General features: G+C 51.4%; 26 protein-coding genes. 10 read left to right on the forward strand and 16 right to left on the reverse strand.

Features of this window, described 5'->3' with window-relative positions:
* Window positions 1-29 precede the first annotated feature (29 nt).
* On the reverse strand, window positions 30-566 hold the full coding sequence (locus tag JQN59_RS13385; protein WP_008784573.1) for a YniB family protein: 537 nt from the start codon (window positions 564-566) through the stop codon (window positions 30-32).
* Window positions 567-732: 166 nt separating this feature from the next.
* Here JQN59_RS13385 and hxpB point away from each other — a divergent pair, with 166 nt between their 5' ends.
* From hxpB to tcyP, 4 genes are all read left to right on the forward strand, one after another.
* The gene (gene hxpB, locus JQN59_RS13390) at window positions 733-1,401 is read left to right on the forward strand and encodes a hexitol phosphatase HxpB (RefSeq protein ID WP_103014598.1); all 669 of its coding nucleotides are present in this window, start codon (window positions 733-735) and stop codon (window positions 1,399-1,401) included.
* A 147-nt stretch (window positions 1,402-1,548) separates the two neighbouring features.
* Complete coding sequence (gene kduD, locus JQN59_RS13395) at window positions 1,549-2,310, forward strand: 2-dehydro-3-deoxy-D-gluconate 5-dehydrogenase KduD (protein WP_048214334.1); 762 nt, start codon at window positions 1,549-1,551, stop codon at window positions 2,308-2,310.
* A gap of 83 nt (window positions 2,311-2,393) precedes the next feature.
* A complete protein-coding gene (locus JQN59_RS13400; RefSeq protein WP_008784570.1) occupies window positions 2,394-2,993 on the forward strand; it encodes a metal-dependent hydrolase in 600 nt (199 codons plus the stop codon).
* Window positions 2,994-3,128: 135 nt separating this feature from the next.
* On the forward strand, window positions 3,129-4,520 hold the full coding sequence (gene tcyP, locus JQN59_RS13405) for a cystine/sulfocysteine:cation symporter (RefSeq protein WP_149607151.1): 1,392 nt from the start codon (window positions 3,129-3,131) through the stop codon (window positions 4,518-4,520).
* Window positions 4,521-4,583: 63 nt separating this feature from the next.
* Here tcyP and cedA read toward each other — a convergent pair whose 3' ends face one another.
* Window positions 4,584-4,826 (reverse strand): cell division activator CedA, encoded by a 243-nt coding sequence (gene cedA / locus JQN59_RS13410; RefSeq protein WP_231587320.1) that lies wholly within the window; start codon window positions 4,824-4,826, stop codon window positions 4,584-4,586.
* Window positions 4,827-5,039: 213 nt separating this feature from the next.
* Between cedA and katE the strand changes: the two genes are divergently transcribed.
* The gene (gene katE / locus JQN59_RS13415) at window positions 5,040-7,298 is read left to right on the forward strand and encodes a catalase HPII (protein WP_149607150.1); all 2,259 of its coding nucleotides are present in this window, start codon (window positions 5,040-5,042) and stop codon (window positions 7,296-7,298) included.
* A gap of 36 nt (window positions 7,299-7,334) precedes the next feature.
* On the opposite strand, the gene chbG is transcribed toward katE, so the two are convergent.
* The 7 genes from chbG to osmE all read right to left on the reverse strand — a co-directional run bounded on the left by chbG (window position 7,335) and on the right by osmE (window position 13,247).
* Window positions 7,335-8,093, reverse strand: a complete 759-nt coding sequence (chbG, locus tag JQN59_RS13420; protein ID WP_032943153.1) for a chitin disaccharide deacetylase — start codon at window positions 8,091-8,093, stop codon at window positions 7,335-7,337.
* A 12-nt stretch (window positions 8,094-8,105) separates the two neighbouring features.
* Window positions 8,106-9,461 (reverse strand): 6-phospho-beta-glucosidase, encoded by a 1,356-nt coding sequence (locus tag JQN59_RS13425; protein ID WP_032943151.1) that lies wholly within the window; start codon window positions 9,459-9,461, stop codon window positions 8,106-8,108.
* A 124-nt stretch (window positions 9,462-9,585) separates the two neighbouring features.
* Complete coding sequence (chbR, locus tag JQN59_RS13430; protein ID WP_085951046.1) at window positions 9,586-10,428, reverse strand: transcriptional regulator ChbR; 843 nt, start codon at window positions 10,426-10,428, stop codon at window positions 9,586-9,588.
* 10 nt (window positions 10,429-10,438) lie between these two features.
* Window positions 10,439-10,786, reverse strand: a complete 348-nt coding sequence (gene chbA / locus JQN59_RS13435; protein ID WP_003832549.1) for a PTS N,N'-diacetylchitobiose transporter subunit IIA — start codon at window positions 10,784-10,786, stop codon at window positions 10,439-10,441.
* A 54-nt stretch (window positions 10,787-10,840) separates the two neighbouring features.
* The gene (gene chbC / locus JQN59_RS13440) at window positions 10,841-12,199 is read right to left on the reverse strand and encodes a PTS N,N'-diacetylchitobiose transporter subunit IIC (RefSeq protein ID WP_006684840.1); all 1,359 of its coding nucleotides are present in this window, start codon (window positions 12,197-12,199) and stop codon (window positions 10,841-10,843) included.
* A gap of 87 nt (window positions 12,200-12,286) precedes the next feature.
* Window positions 12,287-12,607: a PTS N,N'-diacetylchitobiose transporter subunit IIB gene (gene chbB, locus JQN59_RS13445; protein ID WP_204528081.1), complete on the reverse strand. Its 321-nt coding sequence runs from the start codon at window positions 12,605-12,607 to the stop codon at window positions 12,287-12,289.
* A 298-nt stretch (window positions 12,608-12,905) separates the two neighbouring features.
* The gene (osmE, locus tag JQN59_RS13450; protein WP_003030621.1) at window positions 12,906-13,247 is read right to left on the reverse strand and encodes an osmotically-inducible lipoprotein OsmE; all 342 of its coding nucleotides are present in this window, start codon (window positions 13,245-13,247) and stop codon (window positions 12,906-12,908) included.
* A 210-nt stretch (window positions 13,248-13,457) separates the two neighbouring features.
* On the opposite strand from osmE, the gene nadE reads away from it, so the two are divergent.
* On the forward strand, window positions 13,458-14,288 hold the full coding sequence (nadE, locus tag JQN59_RS13455; RefSeq protein WP_032943150.1) for an ammonia-dependent NAD(+) synthetase: 831 nt from the start codon (window positions 13,458-13,460) through the stop codon (window positions 14,286-14,288).
* Window positions 14,289-14,419: 131 nt separating this feature from the next.
* Window positions 14,420-15,307 (forward strand): excinuclease Cho, encoded by an 888-nt coding sequence (gene cho, locus JQN59_RS13460; RefSeq protein WP_048226765.1) that lies wholly within the window; start codon window positions 14,420-14,422, stop codon window positions 15,305-15,307.
* Here the strand turns inward: cho and ves are convergent.
* The 7 genes from ves to astC form a co-directional block, all read right to left on the reverse strand.
* Complete coding sequence (gene ves, locus JQN59_RS13465; protein WP_032943147.1) at window positions 15,267-15,842, reverse strand: environmental stress-induced protein Ves; 576 nt, start codon at window positions 15,840-15,842, stop codon at window positions 15,267-15,269. The two genes, cho and ves, sit on opposite strands and share 41 nt — an antisense overlap.
* A 353-nt stretch (window positions 15,843-16,195) precedes the next feature.
* Window positions 16,196-16,681, reverse strand: coding sequence for an ATP-independent periplasmic protein-refolding chaperone Spy (gene spy, locus JQN59_RS13470; protein WP_003832537.1), 486 nt, complete (start codon window positions 16,679-16,681; stop codon window positions 16,196-16,198).
* 349 nt (window positions 16,682-17,030) lie between these two features.
* Complete coding sequence (astE, locus tag JQN59_RS13475) at window positions 17,031-17,996, reverse strand: succinylglutamate desuccinylase (RefSeq protein ID WP_149607149.1); 966 nt, start codon at window positions 17,994-17,996, stop codon at window positions 17,031-17,033.
* The gene (astB, locus tag JQN59_RS13480) at window positions 17,989-19,332 is read right to left on the reverse strand and encodes an N-succinylarginine dihydrolase (RefSeq protein WP_149607148.1); all 1,344 of its coding nucleotides are present in this window, start codon (window positions 19,330-19,332) and stop codon (window positions 17,989-17,991) included. Before astB ends, astE begins: the two co-directional genes overlap by 8 nt.
* The gene (astD, locus tag JQN59_RS13485) at window positions 19,329-20,807 is read right to left on the reverse strand and encodes a succinylglutamate-semialdehyde dehydrogenase (RefSeq protein WP_149607147.1); all 1,479 of its coding nucleotides are present in this window, start codon (window positions 20,805-20,807) and stop codon (window positions 19,329-19,331) included. The genes astB and astD overlap by 4 nt, the downstream gene beginning before the upstream one ends.
* Entirely contained in the window at window positions 20,804-21,838 is a 1,035-nt protein-coding gene (gene astA, locus JQN59_RS13490) for an arginine N-succinyltransferase (RefSeq protein WP_048214344.1), read from the reverse strand. The genes astD and astA overlap by 4 nt, the downstream gene beginning before the upstream one ends.
* Window positions 21,835-23,055 carry a succinylornithine/acetylornithine transaminase gene (gene astC / locus JQN59_RS13495; protein ID WP_048214345.1) on the reverse strand — a complete coding sequence of 407 codons (1,221 nt, stop codon included), beginning with the start codon at window positions 23,053-23,055 and terminating at the stop codon, window positions 21,835-21,837. The genes astA and astC overlap by 4 nt, the downstream gene beginning before the upstream one ends.
* A 444-nt stretch (window positions 23,056-23,499) precedes the next feature.
* On the opposite strand from astC, the gene xthA reads away from it, so the two are divergent.
* The 3 genes from xthA (at window position 23,500) to JQN59_RS13510 (ending at window position 25,893) form a co-directional block, all read left to right on the forward strand.
* Window positions 23,500-24,306: an exodeoxyribonuclease III gene (gene xthA / locus JQN59_RS13500; RefSeq protein ID WP_003030642.1), complete on the forward strand. Its 807-nt coding sequence runs from the start codon at window positions 23,500-23,502 to the stop codon at window positions 24,304-24,306.
* 223 nt (window positions 24,307-24,529) lie between these two features.
* Window positions 24,530-25,186 carry a TVP38/TMEM64 family protein gene (locus tag JQN59_RS13505; RefSeq protein WP_170974252.1) on the forward strand — a complete coding sequence of 219 codons (657 nt, stop codon included), beginning with the start codon at window positions 24,530-24,532 and terminating at the stop codon, window positions 25,184-25,186.
* Window positions 25,183-25,893 (forward strand): TVP38/TMEM64 family protein, encoded by a 711-nt coding sequence (locus JQN59_RS13510; protein WP_149607146.1) that lies wholly within the window; start codon window positions 25,183-25,185, stop codon window positions 25,891-25,893. The genes JQN59_RS13505 and JQN59_RS13510 overlap by 4 nt, the downstream gene beginning before the upstream one ends.
* Window positions 25,894-25,904: the final 11 nt, after the last annotated feature.

Here is a 25,904-nt window from a genome sequence, read left to right on the forward strand (position 1 = left end):
GCAACGTGGCAGGCCCGATAGAGTGGCACTTACAAAAAGCCCAGCAGTGAGAAGAAGAAGTAGCCGATCACGATAACGATCACCGGCAGAATATAAAGCGGGAAAATTTGTAAGAAGATCGTATGGTGCGGTACCACAATTCGCGACTCCAGTTGCTCGCGGGATAATCCTTCACTGCCCTTTGCTTGTTCCAGAATTAGCTGATCCTCAACGCCTTCGCGTAAGAAACGCGCCTGGCGGCTCATTCTGGCGCCTGAGTCCTGCAGCGCCAGGCCGATAAAAATCAGAATGAATATCAGCCAAAAAACGAGATTCAGTCCACTTTGAAAATCGGGCGTTGGCGAGTTATACCAGAACACGTTAAGAAAAGGTGTGTTCACCCGCATCATGTCGATCATCACATGGGCAAAATCGAGCATGACCGCGTTAATCCCTTCCTGCTTTTCGCTGTGCGCGTACATAAACTTCAGTACTGAAACCAGCGTTGAAATCAGCGCAGGAATGAAAACCACCCATCCCACCAGCCTTTTCAAGATGGCAATGCGTCCAGCTTGTTGATACGTCATGAGTTCCCCTTGATTAAGACGTGTCATTTTGGCCTAAGTTTACCCGTTGATTACCGTTTTCGCCTGATCTTTAAAGGCGGTATACTTCTGAATTAGCCATAATGAACGCTCAGAGTCCGTCCAGGCTGGCTCTAATCCCTTTTATCACCGTAAAGGAGAGGTTGTAATGTCAACCCCGCGTCAAATTCTTGCTGCAATTTTCGATATGGATGGGTTACTGGTCGATTCTGAACCGCTTTGGGATCAGGCTGAACTGGATGTGATAGCAAGTTTAGGCGTTGATATCTCCCGCCGCCATGAACTTCCCGATACCCTTGGCTTACGCATCGACATGGTGGTTGATTTGTGGTTTGCGCAGCAACCCTGGAACGGCCCCTCACGTCAGGAAGTCACCGAGCGCATCATTACCCGGGCCATTGCGTTGGTTGAAGAAACAAAACCGCTGCTGCCAGGTGTTCGTGAAGCTGTGACACTGTGCAAATCTCAGGGAATCAAAGTAGGACTGGCATCCGCCTCGCCGCTACATATGCTGGAAAAAGTGCTGACCATGTTTGATCTGCGCGATGACTTCGACGCGCTGGCTTCTGCAGAAAAACTGCCTTACAGCAAACCGCACCCACAAGTTTACCTCGATTGTGCGGCGAAACTGGGCATTGACCCGTTAAACTGCGTAGCACTGGAAGACTCAGTGAACGGCATGATTGCCTCGAAAGCTGCCCGTATGCGTTCCATCGTCGTACCAGCGCATGAGAATCAGGACGATCCTCGCTTCGTTCTTGCCGACGTCAAACTAACCTCGCTCACCGAACTCACAGCCGCTCATCTGCGCGGCTAATCCTGTAACGGGCAATGATCGTATTGCCCGTCTTTTCAGACCTTCGCCTTTTAAAACACCGTTTCATTTTTAATTGTATTTCTGTTTAACCTCTCCTATCCTTGCCCTATAGCGCAAGCGTTAATGACATAAATAGTTGAGGTAAACATGATTCAGGAAGCTTTTCGTCTCGAGGGTAAAGTCGCCATCGTCACTGGATGTGACACCGGCCTCGGGCAGGGTATGGCAGTGGCGCTGGCTGAAGCGGGCTGCGATGTAGTCGGCGTGAATCGTAAAATACCGCATGAAACCGCAGAGAAAATTAACGCCCTCGGTCGACGCTTTATGGCCATTCAGGCCGACCTCAGTCAACAAGATGCTCTCACCAGCATCGTGACACAAACGGTGTCGGCGTTTGGCCGGGTCGATATTCTGGTCAACAATGCAGGAACTATACGCCGTCAGGATGCGCTGGACTTCAGTGAAAAAGATTGGGATGACGTGATGAATCTGAATCTCAAATCCGTTTTCTTTCTGTCGCAGGCCGTGGCGCGCCAGTTTGTGGCGCAGGGCAATGGTGGAAAAATCATTAACATTGCCTCGATGCTCTCTTTTCAGGGGGGTATCCGTGTACCTTCCTATACCGCATCAAAAAGCGGCGTTCTGGGCATCACTCGCCTGCTCGCCAATGAATGGGCGGCCAAAGGAATTAATGTCAATGCTATCGCGCCCGGCTATATGGCGACCAACAACACCCAGCAACTGCGCGCAGACAGCGAGCGCAATAAGGAGATTATCGATCGTATTCCCGCAGGGCGCTGGGGCACGCCGGATGATCTAAAAGGTCCGGTCGTGTTCCTCGCAAGTCCCGCCTCTGACTATATTCATGGCTATACGCTGGCCGTGGACGGTGGTTGGCTGGCGCGGTAAAGGCGCACTTGTGACAAAGGGTTACAACGTCACCTCTTCCGCCTACTGTATAAAACCCCTATACTGTATGAATCGACAGTTTATTGGGTTTTATCATGACGGCGGAAGGCCACCTTCTTTTTTCTATTGCCTGTGCGGTATTTGCCAAAAATGCCGAGCTAACGCCCGTTCTTGCGCAGGGTGACTGGTGGCATATTGTCCCTTCAGCCATTTTGACATGTCTGCTACCGGATATCGATCATCCCAAATCTCTGCTGGGGCAGCGTCTGAAGTGGATATCAAAACCCATTGCCCGCGCATTTGGCCATCGCGGGTTTACGCATAGCCTGCTGGCGGTTTTTGCCCTGCTGGCCACGTTCTACCTGAAAGTCCCGGATACCTGGATAATACCGGCCGATGCCTTACAAGGTATGGTACTCGGCTATCTTAGTCACATTCTGGCCGACATGCTGACCCCAGCAGGCGTTCCCCTGCTTTGGCCCTGCCGCTGGCGTTTTCGTCTGCCCATCCTCGTGCCGCAAAAAGGCAATCAACTGGAGCGGTTTCTGTGCATGGCACTGTTCGCGTGGGCAATCTGGATGCCGCAGACCGTACAAGAGAACAGCGCGGTACGCTGGTCTTCGCAGATGATTAATACGCTACAAATGCAGTTCAATCGTTTCATAACGCATCAGATTGACTAATAAATCAGCCAAAAAGTCATTTTCGGTATAAACAATTCCATTTGAATATAAGAGGCAAGTCACAGTTCTGCTAATCTTGCGCCAACAGAATCACCTTTCAATGGTGATACGCATAATAAGATCAGGAGAACGGGGATGAACTTTCCATTAATCGCGAACATTATCGTGTTCGTAGTGCTGCTGTTCGTGCTGGCGCAAGCCCGTCACAAACAGTGGAGTCTGGCAAAAAAAGTACTGGTCGGTCTGGTCATGGGTGTGGTGTTCGGCCTCGCGCTGCACACCATTTATGGCTCCGACAGCCAGGTTCTTAAAGATTCAGTACAGTGGTTCAACATTGTCGGCAACGGTTATGTCCAGTTGCTGCAAATGATTGTTATGCCGCTGGTCTTTGCGTCTATTCTCAGCGCCGTTGCTCGTCTGCACAACGCCTCTCAGTTAGGTAAAATCAGTTTCCTGACCATCGGAACGCTGCTGTTTACTACGCTGATTGCCGCACTGGTAGGTGTTCTGGTGACCAACCTGTTCGGCCTGACCGCCGAAGGTCTGGTGCAAGGTGGTGCCGAAACCGCCCGTCTGAACGCGATTGAAACCAACTATGTTGGCAAAGTGGCTGACCTCAGCGTTCCGCAACTGGTGCTGTCGTTTATTCCGAAAAACCCGTTTGCCGATCTGACTGGCGCGAACCCGACGTCGATTATCAGCGTGGTTATCTTCGCCGCATTCCTGGGTGTAGCCGCACTGAAACTGCTGAAAGATGATGTACCAAAAGGCGAGCGCGTTCTGGTCGCTATCGATACCCTGCAAAGCTGGGTGATGAAACTGGTTCGTCTGGTGATGCAGTTGACGCCGTACGGTGTTCTGGCGCTGATGACCAAAGTGGTTGCAGGTTCCAACCTGCAGGACATCATCAAGCTGGGTAGCTTCGTCGTGGCCTCTTATCTCGGTCTGGGCATTATGTTCGTGGTTCACGGGATTCTGCTGGGTATTAACGGCGTTAGCCCGCTGAAATACTTCCGCAAAGTGTGGCCGGTGCTGACTTTCGCCTTCACCAGCCGCTCCAGCGCAGCCTCAATTCCGCTGAACGTTGAAGCGCAGACCCGTCGTCTGGGCGTGCCTGAATCCATCGCCTCATTTGCCGCCTCGTTTGGTGCCACGATTGGTCAGAACGGTTGTGCGGGCCTGTACCCGGCAATGCTGGCAGTAATGGTTGCACCGACCGTCGGTATCAACCCACTGGACCCAATGTGGATTGCCACGCTGGTTGGTATCGTGACCGTGAGCTCCGCAGGGGTTGCGGGTGTCGGTGGCGGTGCAACATTTGCCGCGCTGATCGTCCTGCCCGCTATGGGTCTGCCAGTCACGCTGGTTGCGCTGCTGATCTCCGTTGAGCCGCTGATCGATATGGGTCGTACCGCGCTGAACGTAAGCGGTTCCATGACTGCCGGTACGCTGACCAGCCAATGGCTCAAGCAGACTGATAAAACGATTCTGGACAGCGACGATAACGCAGAACTGGCGCATCGCTAAGTCTGTCAGCTAAAAAACAAAAAACCGCCGGAGTATCATGCTCCGACGGTTTTTTTATATCCATTAATCCCTTAGTTCATTTTCCTGGCGAACCTGATTAGCCCAGCGCTGTGCTGATTCCGGGACCGTAAATGCAGGCGAACGTTGAAACGCCTCCCCCATTAAGACAAAAGCGACATATTTTCCGCGCAGTATCCATACGTCACGAAACGCATCCATTTTAACCGCATGCTCTGGTGGCGCGGGCTCCACGCGGGGAACATAGCTGATAACCGGACGATTTTGTTGGCGAAGAGGTTTCATAATCAGTTGCTTCACTAAAGACAAATTCTAAAAATCAGAAAACCGCTATCTTAGCCGATTTTGCCGCCTTGCGTCCTGCCTTGCGTGCGCTGTTTGCCTGGTTCATCGCGCTTTACGTCATCGGCCTGTACCTGCGCCGCTGAGTGAGTGGTCTATAGTTAAAGCTTTTGACAACAACAACGACCCTTTCAGCAATGAAACCAGGAGACGAGTTTAATGTCACAGAATGATAAGCATCCACTCCATCACTCAGCGCCGGTTCATGATGCCAGCGAATCCCAGCCAGGACTTGACTCACTGGCCCCCACAGACGGTTCACATCGGTCAACTCCTGAACCCACACCGCCAGGTATGCAGCCCACTACGTCCGGCAGTTTAAAAGCGCAAGATATCAAAAGTGACAAACTCAATGCACTGGACAGTTTTCGTAAAGGAAGCGAAGATTTTGCTCTGACAACTAATCAGGGTGTGCGAATCGCAGACGATCAAAACTCTCTGCGCGCAGGTAATCGCGGGCCAACCCTGCTGGAAGACTTTATCCTGCGGGAAAAGATTACCCATTTTGATCATGAACGCATCCCGGAGCGGATTGTACATGCCCGAGGTTCTGCCGCTCATGGTTACTTTCAGTCCTATGCCAACCTGAGTGCGACGACGAAAGCGGACTTTCTAAGTGATGAAAATAAAATCACCCCGGTTTTTGTCCGATTCTCTACCGTTCAGGGCGGCGCAGGCTCTGCGGATACGGTCAGGGATATACGGGGATTTGCGACCAAGTTTTACACTGAAGAGGGCATTTTCGACCTGGTGGGAAACAATACTCCCATCTTCTTTATTCAGGATGCCCATAAATTCCCGGATTTCGTCCATGCGGTTAAACCGGAGCCGCATTGGGCTATCCCGCAGGGCCAAAGCGCCCATGACACCTTCTGGGATTATGTCTCATTACAGCCTGAAACGTTGCACAACGTCATATGGGCAATGTCCGATCGGGGTATTCCGCGCAGCTATCGCACGATGGAAGGCTTCGGTATTCACACATTTCGGTTGATTAATGCGCAAGGGAAAGCCACCTTTGTCCGTTTCCACTGGAAACCGCTGGCAGGCAAAGCCTCGCTGGTATGGGATGAAGCGCAAAAACTTACTGGTCGGGATCCCGACTTTCATCGCCGCGACCTGTGGGAAGCTATCGAAGCGGGCGATTATCCGGAATATGAACTGGGACTACAGCTGATTCCCGAAGAAGATGAATTTAAGTTCGATTTTGACCTGCTCGATCCGACCAAGCTGATCCCGGAAGAGCTGGTTCCGGTGCAACGCGTCGGTAAAATGGTGCTGAACCGCAATCCTGATAATTTCTTCGCCGAAAATGAACAAGTCGCTTTTCATCCCGGACATATCGTCCCTGGCATCGATTTTACTAACGATCCCCTGCTGCAGGGTCGCTTGTTCTCCTATACCGATACCCAAATCAGTCGCCTGGGCGGGCCCAATTTCCATGAAATCCCGATTAATCGCCCGACCTGTCCGTACCATAATTTCCAGCGTGACGGCATGCATCGAATGGACATCGATACCAATCCAGCCAACTATGAACCGAATTCCATCAATGATAACTGGCCGCGTGAAACGCCGCCGGGGCCAAAACGCGGTGGATTTGAGTCGTATCAGGAACGGATTGAAGGAAACAAAATCCGCGAACGTAGCCCCTCTTTTGGCGAATACTATGCGCACCCTCGCCTGTTCTGGCTAAGTCAGACGCCAATTGAACAGCAGCATATTATCGGCGGATTCAGTTTCGAACTCAGTAAGGTTACGCGCCCCTATATTCGGGAAAGAGTGGTCGAACAGTTAGCTCATATTGATGCTGCCCTCGCCGAGGCGGTTGCCGATAATCTCGGTTTTAAGCTAACCAAGGAACAGGCCAGCATTGCGCCACCGCCCAACGTCAACGGTTTGACAAATGCACCGTCACTCAGTTTATATGCAGGTGCGCAAGGTGAGATTAAGGGCCGCGTGGTCGCCATCCTACTTAATGACCAGGTGAAATCGAGCGACCTGCTCGCCATCATGCAAGCCCTACAGGCCAAAGGCGTTCATGCCAAATTGCTCTATTCCCGAATGGGTAAGGTAGTTGCCGATGATGGATCTGCTCTGACGATCGCCGGTACTTTTGCGGGTTCGCCATCCCTGACGGTCGATGCGGTTATCGTTCCATGCGGTAATCTCGCGGACATCATTAAGAACGGTGATGCCCGATATTATTTACTCGAAGCGTATAAGCACTTAAAACCTATCGCCCTGGCCGGCGATGCTCGTCAGTTTAAAGTAACGTTGAATATCAAAAATGAAGGAGAAGAAGGTGTGGTGGAAGCGGACAGTGCAGACGCACAGTTTATGGATACCCTGTTGACGCTGATGACCGCGCACCGCGTCTGGTCACGTGCCGGAAAAATAGAAACGATTCCCGCCTAAAAAAATGCGGCGCATTAAGCGCCGCAAACTCAGGAATTACACGTTCAGAAAACTGCCAAGACGATAACCGCGCTCCGCAATTGCATATTTCAGTGACGAAGACGTCAGCACGTCGAGCTCAGTTAAGCGGGGGTAACAGTAGGCACTTTGACGAATAATGTCATCGATAAAGGCCGGATGACACATCACTTCCAGCGAAGACTCTCCCCGGTCGGCTGACGCATCCAGCGTCTGTAAAAACAGAGCCTCGGAAATCGCTTCGCCGTAAAACTCGCTGCTGAATCCCTGGGAGGTACGTAACGTTTCCGGAAAATCAGACGCCTGAAACACGGTCTGACGATCGATACGCAATGCAATCCCCTTCTCGGCAGCAAACCCGGCTACGATAGGGAAAATTTGCGGGAACATATGCACATGGTGATGGCTATCCAGATGCGTCGGCTCCCGCCCGAACAGGTCAATAAAACGCTGATACTGCGCGGCCAGTTCCTGAGAAATTTCATCCAGCGGCAAAGTGTCCTCCTCTGCCATCTGCCAGATCCATTTCCCCAGTAATCCGTCACGGGTAAGGCCCGGCATTGCCGTCAACGGCCTACCCAGCGTCAGAACAAAATGCATCCCGACGGCAAGTGCAGGTATGTCGCGACTCAGCTGTACCGCATGGTCAATCGCCGCACCGTTAACCAATGCCGTTGTCGAGGTGACAACGCCATTGCGACAGGCTTCAACAATGCCGTAGTTTTGTCCTTTACTCAGGCCAAAATCATCCGCATTCACAATCAGTACGCGTTCCATAGCCGACCTCAGTTAGTGTTGTTCGCTTTTGAGTTTCTCAATGCACCCGGCAAAGTTTGGCAGCCATTTTTCATGTGCCAGAATTAACTCACGCGCCAGAATTTCGGCATCGCTGTCAGAATGCACCAGCGGACTCAGGTTTAACGCCAGCAGCACATCATTCAGCTCGCCGCTCAATGCCGCATTGCTCGCCGCAACCTCAAAGCCTTTAATGGTGTAGATAAGGCCAAGTACTTTCTCATCAAAATGGGTAATACGTGGGTGCGGCGTAGCACCGTTACGTCCCAGCGTGCAGGTCATCTCAACCGCCCAGTCCGCAGGAATGTTATCAACATGTCCATGATGTGGAATGTTGACATAGTGCTCGGTCTGTTTGTCGTTGTAGATGGCGTTGATCACTTCACAGGCCGCATCGGAGTAATACGCGCCACCGCGCTGCTCCAGCTCTTTCGGCTTAACGTTCAGCTCAGGATTTTTATAGAGATCAAAAAGTTGTTTCTCAACTTTCTGTACCACCTGAGCGCGTGCCCCGCCTTTATAGTATTCACCCATTTCAATCGCCAGCATCTCTTTTGGCTTGAAGTAGTACAGCAAATACGAGCACGGCAGCAGCTTCAGCGAACGAATCAACCCTTCGCTGAACGGCAGGTCAAAAATGTTCTTCACGGTGGAAGCTTTCAGTTGTCCAGAAGCTACGCCATCCAACAGTTCATCAAAGCGTGATGTACCGTTCACCAGCACGTCTTTAATAAAGACCATGTGGTTCAGACCGAACAGATCGATGGATAAATCATCGCTCTCTTTCAGCGCCAGCACATCGCTAATGAACATTTTCATGCCGACAGGAATATTACACACGCCGATGAATTTCTTGAAATTCGTGTGGCGATAGACCGCTTCAGTCACCATCCCTGCCGGGTTAGTAAAGTTAATCACCCAGGCATTCGGGCACAGTTCTTCCACATCTTTAATAATATCAAAGATAACCGGAATGGTACGCAGACCTTTGAACAGCCCACCCGCACCGTTGGTTTCCTGTCCCAGATAACCGTGGCTCAGCGGAATGCGTTCATCCTTTTCACGGGCTTTCAGTTGCCCTACGCGCAGTTGGGTGGTAACGAAATCAGCATCTTTCAGTGCTTCACGGCGGTCCAGCGTTTTAAACAACTTCATCGGTACGCCGGCTTTGTCGATCATGCGCTGGCAAAGGTCAAAAATAATGTCCAGCTTCTCTTTTCCACCGTCGACATCAACCAGCCACAACTCAGAAACCGGTAATTCATGATAGCGCTTAATAAAGCCTTCAAGTAATTCAGGGGTGTAGCTGCTCCCGCCACCGATAGTGACGACTTTTAATTTCTGGCTCATACTTTCTCCCTTCAGTGTAAAAACACTGACGTGTATTATGCTCAACCCGTTTGTCAGGTATAGCGTGGCTGTCCCGACGCTATTTTGGGCAAGCTATAAAAAATGGGTTATTGGCAAATAATATCTACTGATTAAATTCAGTTAATTTCTTACGGTAGCTATTCGGTGTAAACGACGTCAGCTTTTTAAACGTTTTAATAAACAGGCTTGGGCTACTGTAGCCAGACTCGTAAGCAATATCCGTTACAGAATAGTTCGTCATTTCCAGCTGTTTTTTAGCAAAGTTAATGCGGATTTCATTAATAATCTGCATCGGCGTTTTGCTGTAATAACGCTGGGTAGCGCGGGTCAGATACTCCTGGGATTTCGCGGACAGGTGTACCATATTTTCCAGCGCATTCTCGCTAAACTGCCGTTTGTCGTGCATGGTCTCGACGGTGGTTTTAAGCCACTGCGGAATATCATCCAGCACCTGCTCTTCGCGATGATGGCGTAACCGATTAATAATATAGAAGGTGACCACTTCTACAAATTCATCCAGCCCGCTCTCACGAAAGTTCAGTGATGCAATAACCGTTTCAATGTAGGTAAGAAACGAGTTATTCGCCCGGTAGACCTGCGATGCAACGAAACAAAATGGCAGCAGCGGGTGATAGTGCTGTTCAAAAAAACGTTTACTGATGCCGACGTTAAGGATCCTTGTCGCACCAAAATCATAAAAACTCTGGTGGTGCGATCCCAACGGGATAAAGACAAAGTCTCCACGTTCTAGCAGTACGCGTTTACCGTTGATTTCCTGATAATAGCGCCCGGTTAAAACCAGGGTAAACTCATAGTAGTCATGCTGATGCAGCCCGCTGATACTCTCAGTTTTGTTATAGATGAACACATGGAAATTTTTGCCATTAAACAGCTGCTGTTCATAAACGGTTTTGATTTCCGGTGCGTTAATCTGTAGCTGCATTATGCACTCCTCGCTATTTCAGCTTTTCGTGAAGCTCAATCAGTTCAGTCACCAGCTCACGCGCCAGCATTGATGTCATCAGGTGGTCCTGTGCGTGGACCAGCACCAGGCTAACTTTCATTTTACCTTCACCCTGATCGCCTTCAATCAGTTTCGTTTGCACGAGGTGCGCTTCGTTCAGCGCCAGACGAGACTGGTCCATCATGGTCTTAGCTGACTCGAAATCACCCTGCTTGGCCATTTTGAGTGCGCCGTACGCCAGGCTACGCGCCTGACCTGAGTTGATGATGAGGCCCATCACCACTTCTTCAAGTTCTTCTGCTTCTGACTGCGTGTCGACGATGTTCTCGATATCCAACATACTTTTTTCCTCTGGTTCAGTCCGGCATGGCCGTAAAGCCATGCCGGATTAAATTTAGAATTTCAATGCGTTAGCGATATCTTCTTCGCTTTCTTCTTGGTCAATAACGTTCTGCGCTTTGTTGGCTACCACCACGAACGGCAGGTAAACCAGCGTTGCGATACCGAGGTTGAACAGCGCGACCAGCAGAGCAGCGACGCTACCGTTGGTGTTAAAGAACGCGCCCAAACCGGTTGGCATAGTCCACGGTGCAATGTTGGTAATCGGTGGAATAATGCCTGAGTAGTAAGCTGCCAGCGTAATCGCCGCCAGAATCGGTTGCACCAGAATGAACGGGATAAACATCACCGGGTTCATGATGATCGGCAGACCGAACAGGATAGGTTCGTTAATCTGGAACAGACCTGACGGCAGTGCCAGTTTAGCAACCTGACGATAGTCAGGACGACGCGATGCCAGGAAGATAGCGATAATCAGACCCAGCGTTGCCCCACTACCCCCAAGGAAAATATAGGAGTCGAGCATCGGCTTCGCCCAGACGTGGAACGTCTTACCGGCTTCCAGCGCGGCGTCTACGGAACCAAACTGTTGGTAGATAGAGATGTTTTCCAGCGCCCATGGCGTCATGATACCGCTGTCCAGCGCAGTCAGCGCCAGTGAACCGTGAATACCGAAGAACCACAGCAGCGGAACAAAAATCACATAGGCCCAACCCACTACGCTACCCAGCGATGCCAGCGGCGTTGAAATGGAATCCATAATGATCTGGTGGAAGTTGGTACCCCAGGTGTTCAGCGCCCAGGCGATGATCCCCATAATGGAGAGAATAAGGAAGCCAGGAATCAACGCAGAGAAGGAACGCGATACGGACGTCGGTACGCTATCAGGTAATTTAATCACCCAATTACGATGGACCACAAAAGTGAACATTTCCGCGACCACCAGGCCGATAATAATACCGGAAATAATATTGGCACCGCCGAGCCAGTTCGCGCCAACGGCATAGGCTTCACCCACGCTATAAGGCGTTACGGTCATAAACGCGGCGACGGATAACAGCCCGGCAGCCAGTGAGTCGACTTTACGTTCTTCTGCCAGCGCCATGCCGATAAAGAACGGTGCCATCAATGACATGATACCCAGCGTACCGTTATAGACGTTTCCACCAATGCCTTTCAAGCTATTCAAAGTTTCAATAGTTGAAGCATCAAGTCGAATGCCCATTGAATAAAAAAACGACCCCTCCCCAAAGCTCAGGAAAACGTTATTGATTAATACAAACATGGCCCCTGCGAGGGTTAACGGCATTAAACGAATAAAGCCGTTCTTGATTGCATTAACGTGTGGCTGCTTTCCAATTTTTACAGCAAAAGGAAGGAGTACCTTTTCAAGTGAAGCAATAGCGTTACTCATAGAAAAATACCCTTAAATACCGCAATTAAAAATTGCGGTGAATGTTAATGAAATAACTCTTTGACGGGAAAAATTAAAATAAAATAATTAATTTGCTGCGGCTTTTTTAATTGCTGCAACAGCAGCCTTAAGCACGCCTAAACCATCGACTTTGCCATACAGCAGCGAGTCAATCACTTCCACAGGCTTGTTGGGTAACAAACGCTGAATTTCGGGCAACATATAAGCAATTTGTGGACCTAATAACACGACATCGGCGACAGGACCTTTTTCTCCGGCCAGCGTTTCAGGAAATGCTTCAAGAATAACCGGTACTTCGTATTTTTCGGCCTGAGCACGCATCTTCGAAACCAACAATGAAGTCGACATGCCCGCAGAACAAAACAGATAAATGTGTTTCTTTTCCATTAAAACGATCCTCATGTGCGATTATCTGTCAACCAGACACTCCGCAAGCCATAACCTGCATCCATGCTCTGGGTAACTTGCGTCAGCTAAATTACTTTTTTAGGTGGCTGAAATGAGTATACGGGATTGCACCGGTGGATGGTATTTCCTTGACCAACTAAATTGTCTCTCCTTGACCTATCGTTATGACCCCCCTCACATTTCGGGCAAATAATTCGCAGCAATAAATAAGATCGTTCGGCACAAAAAAACCGGCACGATGGCCGGTTTTCCAGAGAGCTCAGGCAATAAGCAGTTGTTACTTCTTCGCCGCCTGCGGGTCAGTGTCGTACTCTGCGCAGGTCTGGTAACCGGAGTTAATCACATGTCCGGTGTCGTCTAAAGCAACAAAATAGGTTTCAGCTTTACCATCTCGTTGACCCAAGATGTAGGTCTGGCATGTCCCTCGCGCATGAATCATGCTGACTTCAGAAGAAGGTTTACCGGCAATCTGCGCCACCTGCGCCCGGCTCATCCCTTTCTTCACATCTTTCACCACGGGCTGAACAAATTGGTCTTTGGTGCGATCGTAGGCCGTACATCCTGCCAGCATAGTCAAAACAGCCGCTGCGCTTAGAATTCCTGTTAGGTTCTTGTTCATATTCCGTCCTCTTGTATTTCAGCGTGTTATATAAGCCTGGAGCACAACAACACATTTTTCAAGCAATCAGATGATACTTAGGTCGTTTCGGAAAATTCTATTAAAACAAAATGATGTTAGATCAGGCCTGCATCCCTTGTCGTTTGGGTCCCAACGCGTTAGCTTTAACACATCATTTTTTTGATCATTTCATTTTTCGGAGGGGGTTAAATGACTCTGCAGCAAGAGATAATCCAGGCGCTTGGCGCAAAACCGCAAATTAATGCAGAAGAGGAAATTCGCCGCAGCGTGGATTTCTTGAAATCCTACCTGCAAACCTACCCTTTTCTGAAATCACTGGTATTAGGGATAAGCGGCGGACAGGACTCAACGCTCGCGGGAAAACTTTGCCAGATGGCTATTTCCGAGCTTCGCGAAGAAACGGGGAATGACGCGCTGCAGTTTATTGCCGTACGTCTGCCGTATGGCGTTCAGGCTGATGAACAGGACTGTCAGGATGCCATCGCCTTTATCCAACCTGACCGCGTGCTCACAGTAAATATTAAGGGTGCGGTACTGGCCAGTGAACAGGCCCTGCGTGAAGCGGGTATTGAACTGAGCGATTTTGTCCGTGGCAATGAAAAAGCCCGTGAACGTATGAAGGCCCAGTACAGTATCGCCGGAATGACCAGCGGTGTTGTCGTGGGTACCGATCATGCAGCAGAAGCCATCACCGGATTTTTCACCAAATACGGCGATGGCGGTACTGACATTAACCCTATTTTCCGCCTGAACAAGCGTCAGGGTAAGCAGCTGCTTGCCGCGCTGGGTTGCCCGGAACATTTATATAAGAAAGCGCCAACCGCCGACCTCGAAGACGATCGCCCTTCTCTGCCGGATGAAGCCGCATTAGGCGTCACCTATGACAACATCGACGATTATCTGGAAGGAAAAACGCTGGCTGCCGACATCGCGAAAAAAATTGAAGGCTGGTATCTGAAGACCGAGCACAAACGTCGCACACCGATCACGGTGTTTGATGACTTCTGGAAAAAAGCGTAATTTTTTTAATCACATATCGCCGGATAGCACTGGGATCACCGCTGTCCGGCCCCTCCCCCTGGTCTGATGCCGCTTTTTTAATCGGTTTCAAACTGCTACACTGGATGAATAACCAGCATCCGGAGTGAGAAGTGGTACGGCGTCAATCAGCCCCACGCCTGACATTTGAGGCAGCAGCAATCTATGAATATCCAGAACACCTGCGCCCATTTTTGAGTGCGCTTCCCACCGCACCAGGCGTCTATCTGTTTCACAGTGAAAGCGACACTATGCCTCTCTACATTGGTAAAAGCGTCAATATTCGCAGCCGCGTGCTGGCACACCTGCGTACCGCGGACGAAGCGGCAATGCTGCGTCAGGCCAAACGCATTAGCTGGATTTGTACGGCGGGAGAAATTGGTGCCCTGCTGCTGGAAGCGCGGTTGATCAAAGAACAACAGCCGTTGTTTAATAAACGACTGCGGCGCAATCGTCAGCTTTGCGCCTTGCAGCTTACCGACCGAACTGTTCAGGTTGTCTACGCACGAGATATTGATTTCTCCCATGCACCCAATCTGTTTGGCCTGTTTGCCCATCGTCGCGCAGCGCTACAAGCGTTGCAAAACCTCGCGGATGAACAGCAGCTGTGCTACGGCCTGTTGGGGCTGGAACCCCTGAGTCGCGGGCGTGCCTGTTTTCGCTCCGCGCTTAAACGCTGCGCCGGGGCGTGCTGCGGGAAAGAGAGTCATGAAGCGCATCACTCGCGTCTGCTAGAGGCGCTGGAAAGAGTGAAAGTGATTTGCTGGCCATGGAGCAATGCCATTGCCTTGCAAGAAACCGGTGCCGAAATGACACAGTACCATATCATCAACAACTGGCTGTGGCTGGGAGCCGTTTCAACGCTGGATGAAGCGACTACCCTGGCGCGTATGCCAGCAGGCTTTGACCATGATGGCTACAAAATTCTCTGCCGGCCTGTTCTGTCTGGTCAATATGACATTATTGAACTGCATCCGGAGAATGCCCCGGCATCCAGTTAATCTCGCTGAACAGCAATTTTCCCTCGCGTTCCAGCAGTCGTAATGTGTGTTTGCCGTCATGCCAGCTCGCACCCTGGTCGGCCGTCAGCAGTTTATCGCCCAGTTGCCATGCACCACTGATAACAAACACCACGCCGCCGCGTGAACCAAAGGTCGTAAAGGTGCGATCGGCCACTCTGACTTTTGCCTGGCAAACATCTCGTCGGGTCATGATATTAAAATCCATCGACATCTGCCCTTCCGTCAGCTTTGCTTTTACCACCTTGTCACCGGCAAAGGTAAAAGGTTGATGCTGTTTCAGGGTATGCGTAAAGATGTTCGCTTCTTCCAGAGTGACTTCCCCTCCCTCCAGCAGCGTAATCACGCGCTCTACACCCGGGAAAAGTGAAAATTCACCGTTTGCTGCAATGGAGGCGATACTCGCCCGCCAGTGAAAATCTCGTGTTGCTGGCGGAAAACAGCAAATCTCACGCGTTTCTCCCGCACCATTCCGCCAGAGATTAACCGGCATTTTGCGGATATCAAAGTATTCCATCATCCCTCCAGAAAGGAGCAGCATGGCAGCCTGCCGTAAACAGACAGCCATAAATCATCATTATTATGTTCACCCTGCAGATTATTGTTATCGGCAGCAGAGTTGATTTGCCTTAGCGATGAACCCGGCATTTTGCAAAAAAGAATAACGCGCTGATCCAGGTAGAATTTTCGCGGGCTTCAGGAGAATAGCGTGTCGTGCGTCCGGTGCAATAGGCAGAAATGAAAAAACCGCCGATCCTGCCCACATCGTTATACGTGTTGTGGACAAGAGCGGCGGTCTTGAGTTTGGTTTCACACTGTGCGGCAATCAGCGCGACACAGTGTGAATGATTTAGTGTAGACGCTGATCGATTACTCAGCAGCTTCTGGCATTTTACCTTTCTGCGCTGCACGTTCTGTCAGACGCTTCTCAAAATTGGCATTAAACTGCTTTTTCTGTTCCGGGGTAAGAATGTTGTAAATTTTGTTCTGGGTTTCCATATGCGCCAGCATGTTGGCTTTGCGCTGTTCTTCCATCTTCGCAATCTGCGCTTCGGCTTTCGCTTTATCGAAGCTATCGCTGGCGATGATATCGTGCATTGCACGGCGTTCTTCCAGCGGCGGACGTTTCATCTGATCGCGCTGGCCTTTCATGATTTCGCGGATCTGCTGTTTCTGTGCGTCAGTCAGGTTCAGGTCTTTAAACATCATGTCGTGATGCGGGGCAAATTTGCCGTTGTGATGCATCATCGGTTTAGCATCCGCTGGTGCAGCTGTTGTAGTGTCAGCAGCATGAGCCAGGTTCGCAGCACCCAGCGCCAGAGTAGAGGCAACAAACAGAGCAGTCAGTTTACGCATAATTTCTATCCTTTCTTTCAGTTATTTTTACGACACTCATGCGACTCTTATGCAATGTGATGTCGTGTTGACGAGATTAACTTTACCGGCTTAAGCGTCAATTAATCAGAGCAACGGTAAAACAGTGAAAGTGTAAAAAACAAACTTTCATCAATTATGAAGAAAAAAAGAATAAATTGCGCAGAGTTGCAATAAAAAATTACAACCGGATGATTTTGAAAGGATTATGGAGAACTATACCTGAACCCTGATTATTAAGAAAGCAATTCACCAGGAATAATCCGTAATAAATAAAAACAGCACGCAAAAATAAGCCCTAAAGGATAAACCTGCAGGGCGAATATATTTATCACAACTTTTCGAGCATCAATCCGGCACGTAAACCACAGGCCACGTTAGGGTTGGGAAAGAGAACGTATTCAACATCATGGGTGACGATAAAACGTTCATCTCCGTCCTGCGCCAGCAAGGTGCCTTCTTTAAAGGGGGTAAAGTTTAGCGTCTGGTTATCCATGTGGAGAATGAAATCATTGCTACGACGCGTGATTTGCGACACCACGCGATAACGCAGCGGGGATATTTCTCTCGTCGACACCCGTTCACCCCGCAGCAGTTTTTCCAGTGCGTCTGCCGTTTGTGCAAACTGGGTGAGATCGTTTTGTCCAAACGGCAGCGCTTTACCCAGTTCCAACGTACAGGCCAACGCACCAAAATGTTCCCCGCTAAAATGGGTGAACGTGCCGCCAGGCGTCTGATGGAAAACCAGCGCTTCCAGTCCCGCGTCTCCCAGCCATTCAAGGAAATCCTCGTCCCAGGCAACGTTGCGTTGTGGCAATACGCCAAAGCGCAGATGCTGTGAACCGCGAATCGCGGTATGCAGATCCAGATGCCAGCGCACAGGCTCCTTTGCGCGCGAATAAAAATCTTCCAGACACAGCTCAAGCCCATGGGCTCGGTGCGTTTCTTCACTTGCGGTAAAAATCTGCCACCGACCGCCAAACATACGATTCAGGTCGCTATGACAATACCGTTTTCCCGCAGCCAGCGCCTGCGGGTTTCCCAGAATCACCAGCAGCCGCCATGTCAGTGTCAGCTCGCCGCTAAACAGCCTGGAAAGCAATGAATCGAGTATCTCTACCGGCGCTGTTTCATTGCCATGGATCCCCGCAGACAGCACCAGAGAATGTTCAACGGGTGCAAGCGGCGTCAGTTCCAGAATTCCGTGACCGATCCACTGCCAGTCAAAACCATGAGTGGCTCCTTGCGTTTTCTCTGGAGTGGTGCCTGCGAGCGTAATAGCCAGAAAGTTATCCATGGCGCATCCCCTCCTGCTGGAAAGGATACACTGAGCCGAGGTTGAGCAATTGGGTCAGCGTATCCAGCGCTTCACGCCCCTCGCGCAACAGCTGTGGGTCGGCAAGGTCGGCAGCGGTAAGACGATCGCGATAGTAACGGTCAACCCAGTTATTCAACGTGTTAAACAGCGTGTCGTTCATGATAACCGCCGGATTCACCGCCTGCTGTTCCTGCAGAGTGAGCACCACTCTCAGGCGCAAGCATGCCGGACCACCGCCGTTGGACATACTTTCACGCAGATCGAATACCCGCAGGTCATCGATCGGATTGTCTTCCTCGAGAAGCCGGTTCAAATACCGCCACACGCCAGCATGCTCCCGACACTCCTGCGGCAGGACCAGCATCATCGAACCGTCACTACGACTCAGCAACTGACTGTTAAACAGATAAGTGGTCACGGCATCCTGCACCGACACTTCCGCTGTCGGGACTTCCAGCGGGGTAAAACCTGCCACCTGACTGCGCAACTGCTCTAACAATGCCTGCTGTCTGACAAACGCCTGCTGATGACAAAACAGCACCTGGCGATTCGACACCGCAATCACATCGTTATGGAACACGCCAAGATCGATAACGTCCGGGTTTTGCTGAGCAAAAATGCGCTGATGCGGGTTGACCTGATTCAGTCGCGCGACCGCCTCGCTGGCCTCACGGGATTGCCTTGCCGGATAGCGCTTCGGTTGGGATGCATTGCCTTCTTCACGACCGTAAACAAATAGCTGTACGCCGGGGTCACCGTAATCTCCACCCAGGCGGTTATGGTTTGCCGCCCCTTCATCGCCAAATAGCGCAACCTGGGGTAACGCACCGTGGACCGCAAAGCTATTCTCATCACGGAAAATCGCCCGTAACAATGCTTCGGTAGTAGGCGCTTCCAGTGAACGGTGGAACTTATTATTCAGATTCGCCACCGTCAGATGCACTTTCCCGTCCAGCGAGTCTGCCGAAGGGCAAACCGTCGCCGCATTCGCTACCCACATAGGCGATGCGGAGCTGGCACTGGAGAGCCAGTGAGGCGCCTGACGCGCCACTTTATCCAGCACCTGTTCGTCACTGCCGCTAAAACCCAACTGACGCAGAACCGGAATATAAGGCCGCTCGTGGGGTGGGATCACCGCCTGAGGAAATCCCGCATCCGCCAGCGCTTTCATCTTTAGCAGACCTTGCTTTGCCGCCAGACGCGGGTTCGACACCTGAAATCGATGTTTGGTTGAGGCCTCATTACCAAATGACAATCCAGCATAGTGGTGAGTTAGCCCCACCAGACCATCAAAATTTACCTCACGGGCTTTCATAGCTTATCCTCGCGAGAAAAATCCAGTCCGGGGCTAAGCGCCGATGGCAGCGTTAAGGCCGGGGATTCCAGACTTGCCATCGGCCAGGCGCAATAATCTGCGGCATACCACGCGCTGGCGCGATGGTTCCCGGAAGCGCCTACACCGCCAAACGGTGCGGTACTCGCAGCGCCGGTTAACGGCTTATTCCAGTTGACGATCCCTGCCCGCGCCTCCAACAGTAGCTGTTCAAACTGGCCGCGATCGGGCGAAACTAACCCACACGACAATCCAAAGCGGGTATTGTTCGCCAGACGAATCGCATCATCAAAGCTGTCATAACGCCAGACGCCGAGCAGCGGACCGAAAACCTCTTCATCAGGTACGTTCCCCGCCCCGGTCAGTTCGATGATTCCAGGGGTCAGCAGTGACGTTCCGGCATTTACCAGACGTGGCGCTAACAACGTACGGCCGCCCAACGACGCCAGACGCTGCCAGGCATCATAGACGTGCTGCGCGGCCTGTTCGGAAATCAGTCCACCCATAAATGGCTGCGGTTGTGCATCCCAGTTGCCGGGCACTAAACGCTGACTAACCTCCACCAGACGCGTCAGGAACGCATCACCCTGCGCGCCTTTTTTTACGAGCAGGCGGCGGGCACAGGTACAGCGCTGTCCGGCGGTGACAAATGCGGATTGAATAGTCAGATGCACCGCGGCATCAATATCCTCCGGATTTTCAATAATCAGCGGGTTGTTGCCCCCCATCTCCAGGGCAAGGATTTTTTCCGGCTGGCCGGATAACTGCTTATGCAGCTGATAACCGGTATTCGCACTGCCGGTAAACAGCAGGCCATCGAGGTCTTCCAGCGCACTCAACGCCTGCCCCGTTTCACGTCCGCCCTGCACCAGATTCAGCACGCCCGGCGGCACCCCCGCCTGCTCCCACAGTTTTGTTACTGCTTCACCGGTCCACGGCGTCAACTCGCTGGGTTTGAAAATCAACGTATTGCCTGCCAGCAATGCCGGAACAATATGACCATTGGGTAAATGACCGGGGAAGTTATACGGACCAAAAACCGCCAGCACGCCGTGTGGGCGATGGCGCAACGTTGCCGCACCATCCGGTAGTTCGCTGTGCTGCTCACCGGTACGGGCATGATAAGCTTTGACGGAGATGGCGATTTTATTGATCATCGCCGTCAGTTCAGTCGCGGCTTCCCAATGAGGTTTTCCGGTTTCCTTGGCGATAATCTGAGTTAGCTCGGCTTTATTGCTTTCCAGCAATAAAGCAAACTTTTCAACAATAGTCTGGCGTGCGCTGAAAGGCTGTTTAGCCCAACCGACAAAGGCCGCACGTGCGGCCTGGCACGCTTGCGTCACCTGCGTTGCGTCAGCATCATTACCGTGCCACAGCACATCACCGCTTACCGGGTTGGTTTTCACCCGACGCTCGCCCAGACCCGTCACCCAGTCACCGTTTATCCATAGTGTCATGCTGTTTTCTCCTCTGCACAAAGACGTACAAAACGTACATGGTCGCCCGCGTGGCATTTCAGGGCATCCAGTTGCGCCGCCGTCAGTACCAGACGTTGGGTATCCGGGTCTGCGCGAACCAGCATGACGCGGAAATTTTGATAGTTTTCATTGGCAACCAGACAGGCCGGATAATCGCCGGTTGCTGGCTGACCTTCCGCCACTTCCACCAGCCTGCTTTTACGAATAGCCCGAACCCGGTCGATATCGCATTCCAGCGTTGGCCCGCCGTCGAAAATATCGACATAGTTGCGGTAGCGAAATCCTTCTTTCTCCAGCACCGCCCGCGCCGGGGCAGTTTGCGGATGCACCTGACCAATCACGCCTTGCGCTTCATCAGACAGAAAATGGGTATAAATAGGATGCTTGGGCATCAGTTCAGCAATAAAGGCTTTCTGTCCTGTTCCGCAGAGAAAATCCGCCCGGCTAAACTCCATCGAGAAAAATCGTTTGCCGAGGCTTTGCCAGAACGGAGAGTAGCCATGCTCATCGATCACGCCGCGCATCTCGGCCACGACCTTCTCATTGAATCGATCGCGAAAGGCCGCCATAAACATAAAACGCGACTTCGACAGCAAATAACCGTTGCCCTCTTTACGCCAGTCCGGATCGAGAAACAGAGTGCAAAGTTCGCTACTGCCCGTATGATCGTTACTCAGAAACAGCGTCGGCAGCGCGTTGTACACGTTCAGCTCTTTCGACGCGTGCACCAGAGTACCGACCCGGTAGTTGTACCAGGGGTCGTTAAGCCCCACCGCCACCTCGATGGCGCAAATTCCCGCCACGGTTCCGCTGGCGCTGTCTTCAAGCACAAACACATATCCCTGCTCACTTTTTGGCAACTCACCGCGCCAGGTTTGGAGTGAACGTTCGATACGCGCCATCAGCGTAGCTTCATTCGCCGGTAGCGAGGTCAACCCGCCACCGGTCTTACTGGCAAGCTGCATCAACGCGGTGATATCCGCGCGTTCAATGGGACGAATCACCATCATGATGAACCTCCTGCTTTAATGCGTTCGCAGGCCAGCGCAAAGCGATCCAGTCCGGTAGCGACTTCTTCTTCGCTGACGTTGAGCGCTGGCGCAAAACGCACCACGTTAGCGCCAGCGATCAGTACCATCACCCCGGCAACAGCCGCTTCTTGCGAGATGAGTTTCGCTTTCCCGGCAAATTCCGCGTTCAGCACGCAGCCGATCAGCAGTCCGAGTCCACGAATTTCACTAAACAGTCCAAAACGTTCGTTAATGGCGTTTATACGCTCCACAAACCAGTCGTGGCGCTGTTTTACTCCGTTGAGCACTTCCGGTGTATTCACAATTTCCAGCAATTTACCTGCCACCGCCGTCGCCAGCGGGTTTCCGCCGTACGTTGTACCGTGTGTACCAACCGTCATCACACTGGCGCAACGCTCTGTCGCCAGCAGTGCGCCGATGGGGAAACCACCGCCCAGCGCTTTTGCTGTCGTCAGCAGATCCGGCGTCACGCCGTAGTGCATATAGGCATACAGTTCCCCGGTACGGCCAACGCCGGTCTGAACTTCATCAAAAATCAGCAGCGCATTATGGCGATCGCATAACTCACGTAGCCCCTGCAAAAAGGCTTTTGTTGCCGGTACCACACCGCCTTCACCCTGCACAGGCTCCACGATAACCGCACAGGTGGTGTCATCAATCAGTTGGCTGGCAGAATCGAGATCGTTGTATACGGCATGACGGATATCCGGCGGCAGCGGCGCGAAATCCTGTGAGTAGGCAGGCTGTCCTCCGGCGCTGACGGTAAACAGCGTGCGTCCATGGAAAGCATTTTTAAACGCTACAATCCCGCTCTTCTGACTGCCAAAACGATCGTGGGCATATTTACGCGCCAGTTTTAGTGCCGCTTCGTTGGCTTCTGCACCGGAGTTACAGAAGAAAATGCGCTCGGCGAAGGTGGCGTCAATCAGCTTTTTCGCCAGACGCAGTACCGGCTCGTTGGTGTAGCCATTTCCCGTATGCCAGAATTTGCTCGCCTGGTCGTTTAATGCCTCGCGCAATGCCGGGTGGGCGTGACCCAGCGCGTTAACCGCAATGCCTCCCGCGAAATCGATATACTCTTTACCCTGCTGATCCCACAGACGTGAACCTTCACCCCGCACCGGAATAAAAGGGGCCGGAGCATATACGGGCATCATCCATTCATCAAAATTTTCACGCGTAATTGACAGAGACATAGCGACCTCAACGGTAAATAAAAGGTTATTTATATGTTAATAAATATAGTGTTTGCGGTGTAAATGTAGATTGCAGGGTTCGTGCCAGCCAGCGAAAAAAGTGCATAAACGGAGGTCGATGACGAAATATCAACAGGTTACAACGTGGCGATATTCACTGCATGTGCATATAAAGTGAATATGTTTGCGCATCAGGCGACTAAACAGAGGAAAAAACGCAGTTTTATTCAGTCGCCAAATATAATTCTGGAATTGTGATCGTATACGAAATTTTTCGGAAATTATTGCTCCATTCCGACGCGCTTCGCGCCAAAACGGTGCAGTTTTTGCTCCATCGTTAACACCATTAGCAATCATTGTTGGAATCAGGTGACAAGAAGCAGTCAGCCTGCAGAAATTCTGCTACCATCCTTGCACTATTCATCTTGCAAAGTGGCAGCGACTATGAAATTTGTCTCTTTTAATATCAACGGCCTGCGTGCCCGTCCCCATCAACTGGCAGCCATTGTCGAAAAACACCAACCGGATGTTATTGGCTTACAGGAGACAAAAGTCCACGACGATATGTTCCCTCTCGAAGAGGTAGCAAAGCTCGGTTACAACGTCTTTTATCACGGCCAGAAAGGTCATTACGGCGTGGCGCTGTTAACGAAAGAAACGCCAATTGCGGTACGTCGTGGCTTCCCAGGCGATGACGAAGAAGCGCAGCGTCGGATCATCATGGCAGAAATTCCGTCCCCTCTGGGCAGCATCACGGTGATCAACGGCTACTTCCCGCAAGGAGAAAGCCGTGACCATGAAACCAAATTCCCGGCCAAGGCCGCGTTTTATCAGAACCTGCAAAACTATCTGGAGACTGAACTGAAGCGCGACAATCCGGTATTGATCATGGGCGATATGAATATCAGCCCAACCGATCTCGATATCGGCATCGGCGAAGAAAACCGTAAACGCTGGCTGCGTACCGGTAAATGTTCCTTCCTGCCGGAGGAGCGTGAGTGGATGGAACGCCTGCTGGGCTGGGGTCTGGTGGATACTTACCGTCACGCAAATCCTGAAAAGAATGACCAGTTCTCGTGGTTTGATTATCGCTCAAAAGGCTTTGACGATAACCGTGGCCTGCGTATCGACCTGCTGCTGGCGAGCAACCCATTGGCGGAACGCTGCGAAGAAACCGGCATCGACTATGAAATTCGCAGCATGGAAAAACCGTCCGACCATGCGCCTGTATGGGCTAAATTCCGCGTCTGACCTTCTGCGTCTTTTTACTCTCCAGGCCCGGCCTGGAGAGTCTGTTTATTCTGTGCAAAATCAATAAAGTGACGGTAATACATTGTTACGGCCGGGAATTTATTATATCTTCGCGCGCGCTTTTCGCTGACGAAAATGCTCTATTGCACTCGGTTTTACAGGAGAACCCCCATGAAAAAGAAGTTCGCATAAAGCAGAATACCGGCTGCTGATTGTCGCGGTCCTGTTCTGCGTTCTGGCGGGAGTTTTCCATCATTATGGTCTGACCGACCTGATAACCAATTTCCATCATTTACAAGACGTCATCCGCCAAAGCGGTATGTTCGGCTATACGCTTTATATCCTGCTGTTTATTGTTGCTGCGCTGTGTCTGATCCCAGGCAGCATCCTGGTGATCGTCGGCGGTGTGCTGTTTGGCCCCGTGGCTGGGACGCTTATCTCGTTAGTGGCAGCAACCGTGGCCTCAGCGCTGTCGTTTTTGCTTGCTCGCTGGCTTGGACGGGATCTACTACTGAAATACGTTGGGCACACGGCAACGTTTCAGGCTATCGAAAAAGGCATTGCCCATAGCGGAGTAGACTTTCTAATCCTGACCCGGCTCGTACCGCTGTTCCCCTATAATATTCAAAATTACGCCTATGGGCTGACGGCCATTCCGTTCTGGTCATTTACCGTAATATCGGCACTTACCACCTTACCCGGCATCTTTATCTATACGCTGATGTCGCATGAACTCGCCAGCGAAGGCATTACCCTGGTATTCATCGGTAAGCTCAGCGTGGCAGGGCTGGCGTTATTCGCCCTCGTTCAGGCAGCCAAAGCCTGGGCCCGATATAAGCATATCGATCCGTCAGCCAACCATGAGTGTACGGGTAAATGATAAAACGGAATAAAGCGCGGCTGGCTCGCTATTACCGTGCGGGTTTGATTGCTCTGCTACTGCTCGGGCTAATGGCATGGGCATGGATACCTGGCGTGAGTGATTTTCTCCACAGCAGCCTGGCAGCATTTACCACACTCGATCAGCATGCTCTTGAGAACTTTATTCGTTCTTATGGAACCCATGCGGCGGTGGTGTCGTTCTTCCTGATGATCTTACAGGCCATCGTTGCACCGCTTCCTGCGTTTGTGATCACGTTTGCCAATGCCTCGCTGTTTGGCGCATTTTGGGGCGGCGTACTATCCTGGAGCAGCGCAATGGCAGGTGCGGCGCTGTGCTTTTTTATTGCCCGCATTTTAGGTCGCGGTGCGGTGGAAAAGCTGACCGGAAAAACGGTGCTGAACAATATGGACGCTTTTTTCGAGCGCTATGGTAAGCGCACTATTCTGGTCTGCCGCCTGTTACCTTTTGTGCCGTTCGACCCGGTAAGCTACGCGGCTGGCCTGACCTCAATTCGTTTTCGCCATTTTTTCATCGCCACCGGCATCGGACAGTTACCCGCCACTATCGTCTACTCATGGGCGGGAAGCCTGTTAACCGGCGGCACATTTTGGTTTGTGACGGGTCTGTTTGTCCTGTTTGCCCTAAGCGTGGTGATATCGATAGCGAGAAGCCTTTATCTTGAGCGCCAACGGAAAAAAAGCTGAGACCTTCCCCC

This window comes from Citrobacter sp. B72, assembly GCF_016894305.1.
Lineage (GTDB): Bacteria > Pseudomonadota > Gammaproteobacteria > Enterobacterales > Enterobacteriaceae > Citrobacter > Citrobacter portucalensis.

Excerpts from the sequence above, each read along its gene's own strand:
- JQN59_RS13385 (WP_008784573.1), bottom strand. The coding sequence starts at position 566 with ATGACGTATCAACAAGCTGGACGCATTGCCATCTTGAAAAGGCTGGTG.
- hxpB (WP_103014598.1), top strand. The coding sequence starts at position 733 with ATGTCAACCCCGCGTCAAATTCTTGCTGCAATTTTCGATATGGATGGG.
- kduD (WP_048214334.1), top strand. The coding sequence starts at position 1,549 with ATGATTCAGGAAGCTTTTCGTCTCGAGGGTAAAGTCGCCATCGTCACT.
- tcyP (WP_149607151.1), top strand. The coding sequence starts at position 3,129 with ATGAACTTTCCATTAATCGCGAACATTATCGTGTTCGTAGTGCTGCTG.
- katE (WP_149607150.1), top strand. The coding sequence starts at position 5,040 with ATGTCACAGAATGATAAGCATCCACTCCATCACTCAGCGCCGGTTCAT.
- chbG (WP_032943153.1), bottom strand. The coding sequence starts at position 8,093 with ATGGAACGCGTACTGATTGTGAATGCGGATGATTTTGGCCTGAGTAAA.
- JQN59_RS13425 (WP_032943151.1), bottom strand. The coding sequence starts at position 9,461 with ATGAGCCAGAAATTAAAAGTCGTCACTATCGGTGGCGGGAGCAGCTAC.
- chbA (WP_003832549.1), bottom strand. The coding sequence starts at position 10,786 with ATGTTGGATATCGAGAACATCGTCGACACGCAGTCAGAAGCAGAAGAA.
- chbC (WP_006684840.1), bottom strand. The coding sequence starts at position 12,199 with ATGAGTAACGCTATTGCTTCACTTGAAAAGGTACTCCTTCCTTTTGCT.
- chbB (WP_204528081.1), bottom strand. The coding sequence starts at position 12,607 with ATGGAAAAGAAACACATTTATCTGTTTTGTTCTGCGGGCATGTCGACT.
- osmE (WP_003030621.1), bottom strand. The coding sequence starts at position 13,247 with ATGAACAAGAACCTAACAGGAATTCTAAGCGCAGCGGCTGTTTTGACT.
- nadE (WP_032943150.1), top strand. The coding sequence starts at position 13,458 with ATGACTCTGCAGCAAGAGATAATCCAGGCGCTTGGCGCAAAACCGCAA.
- ves (WP_032943147.1), bottom strand. The coding sequence starts at position 15,842 with ATGGAATACTTTGATATCCGCAAAATGCCGGTTAATCTCTGGCGGAAT.
- spy (WP_003832537.1), bottom strand. The coding sequence starts at position 16,681 with ATGCGTAAACTGACTGCTCTGTTTGTTGCCTCTACTCTGGCGCTGGGT.
- astE (WP_149607149.1), bottom strand. The coding sequence starts at position 17,996 with ATGGATAACTTTCTGGCTATTACGCTCGCAGGCACCACTCCAGAGAAA.
- astB (WP_149607148.1), bottom strand. The coding sequence starts at position 19,332 with ATGAAAGCCCGTGAGGTAAATTTTGATGGTCTGGTGGGGCTAACTCAC.
- astD (WP_149607147.1), bottom strand. The coding sequence starts at position 20,807 with ATGACACTATGGATAAACGGTGACTGGGTGACGGGTCTGGGCGAGCGT.
- astA (WP_048214344.1), bottom strand. The coding sequence starts at position 21,838 with ATGATGGTGATTCGTCCCATTGAACGCGCGGATATCACCGCGTTGATG.
- astC (WP_048214345.1), bottom strand. The coding sequence starts at position 23,055 with ATGTCTCTGTCAATTACGCGTGAAAATTTTGATGAATGGATGATGCCC.
- xthA (WP_003030642.1), top strand. The coding sequence starts at position 23,500 with ATGAAATTTGTCTCTTTTAATATCAACGGCCTGCGTGCCCGTCCCCAT.
- JQN59_RS13510 (WP_149607146.1), top strand. The coding sequence starts at position 25,183 with ATGATAAAACGGAATAAAGCGCGGCTGGCTCGCTATTACCGTGCGGGT.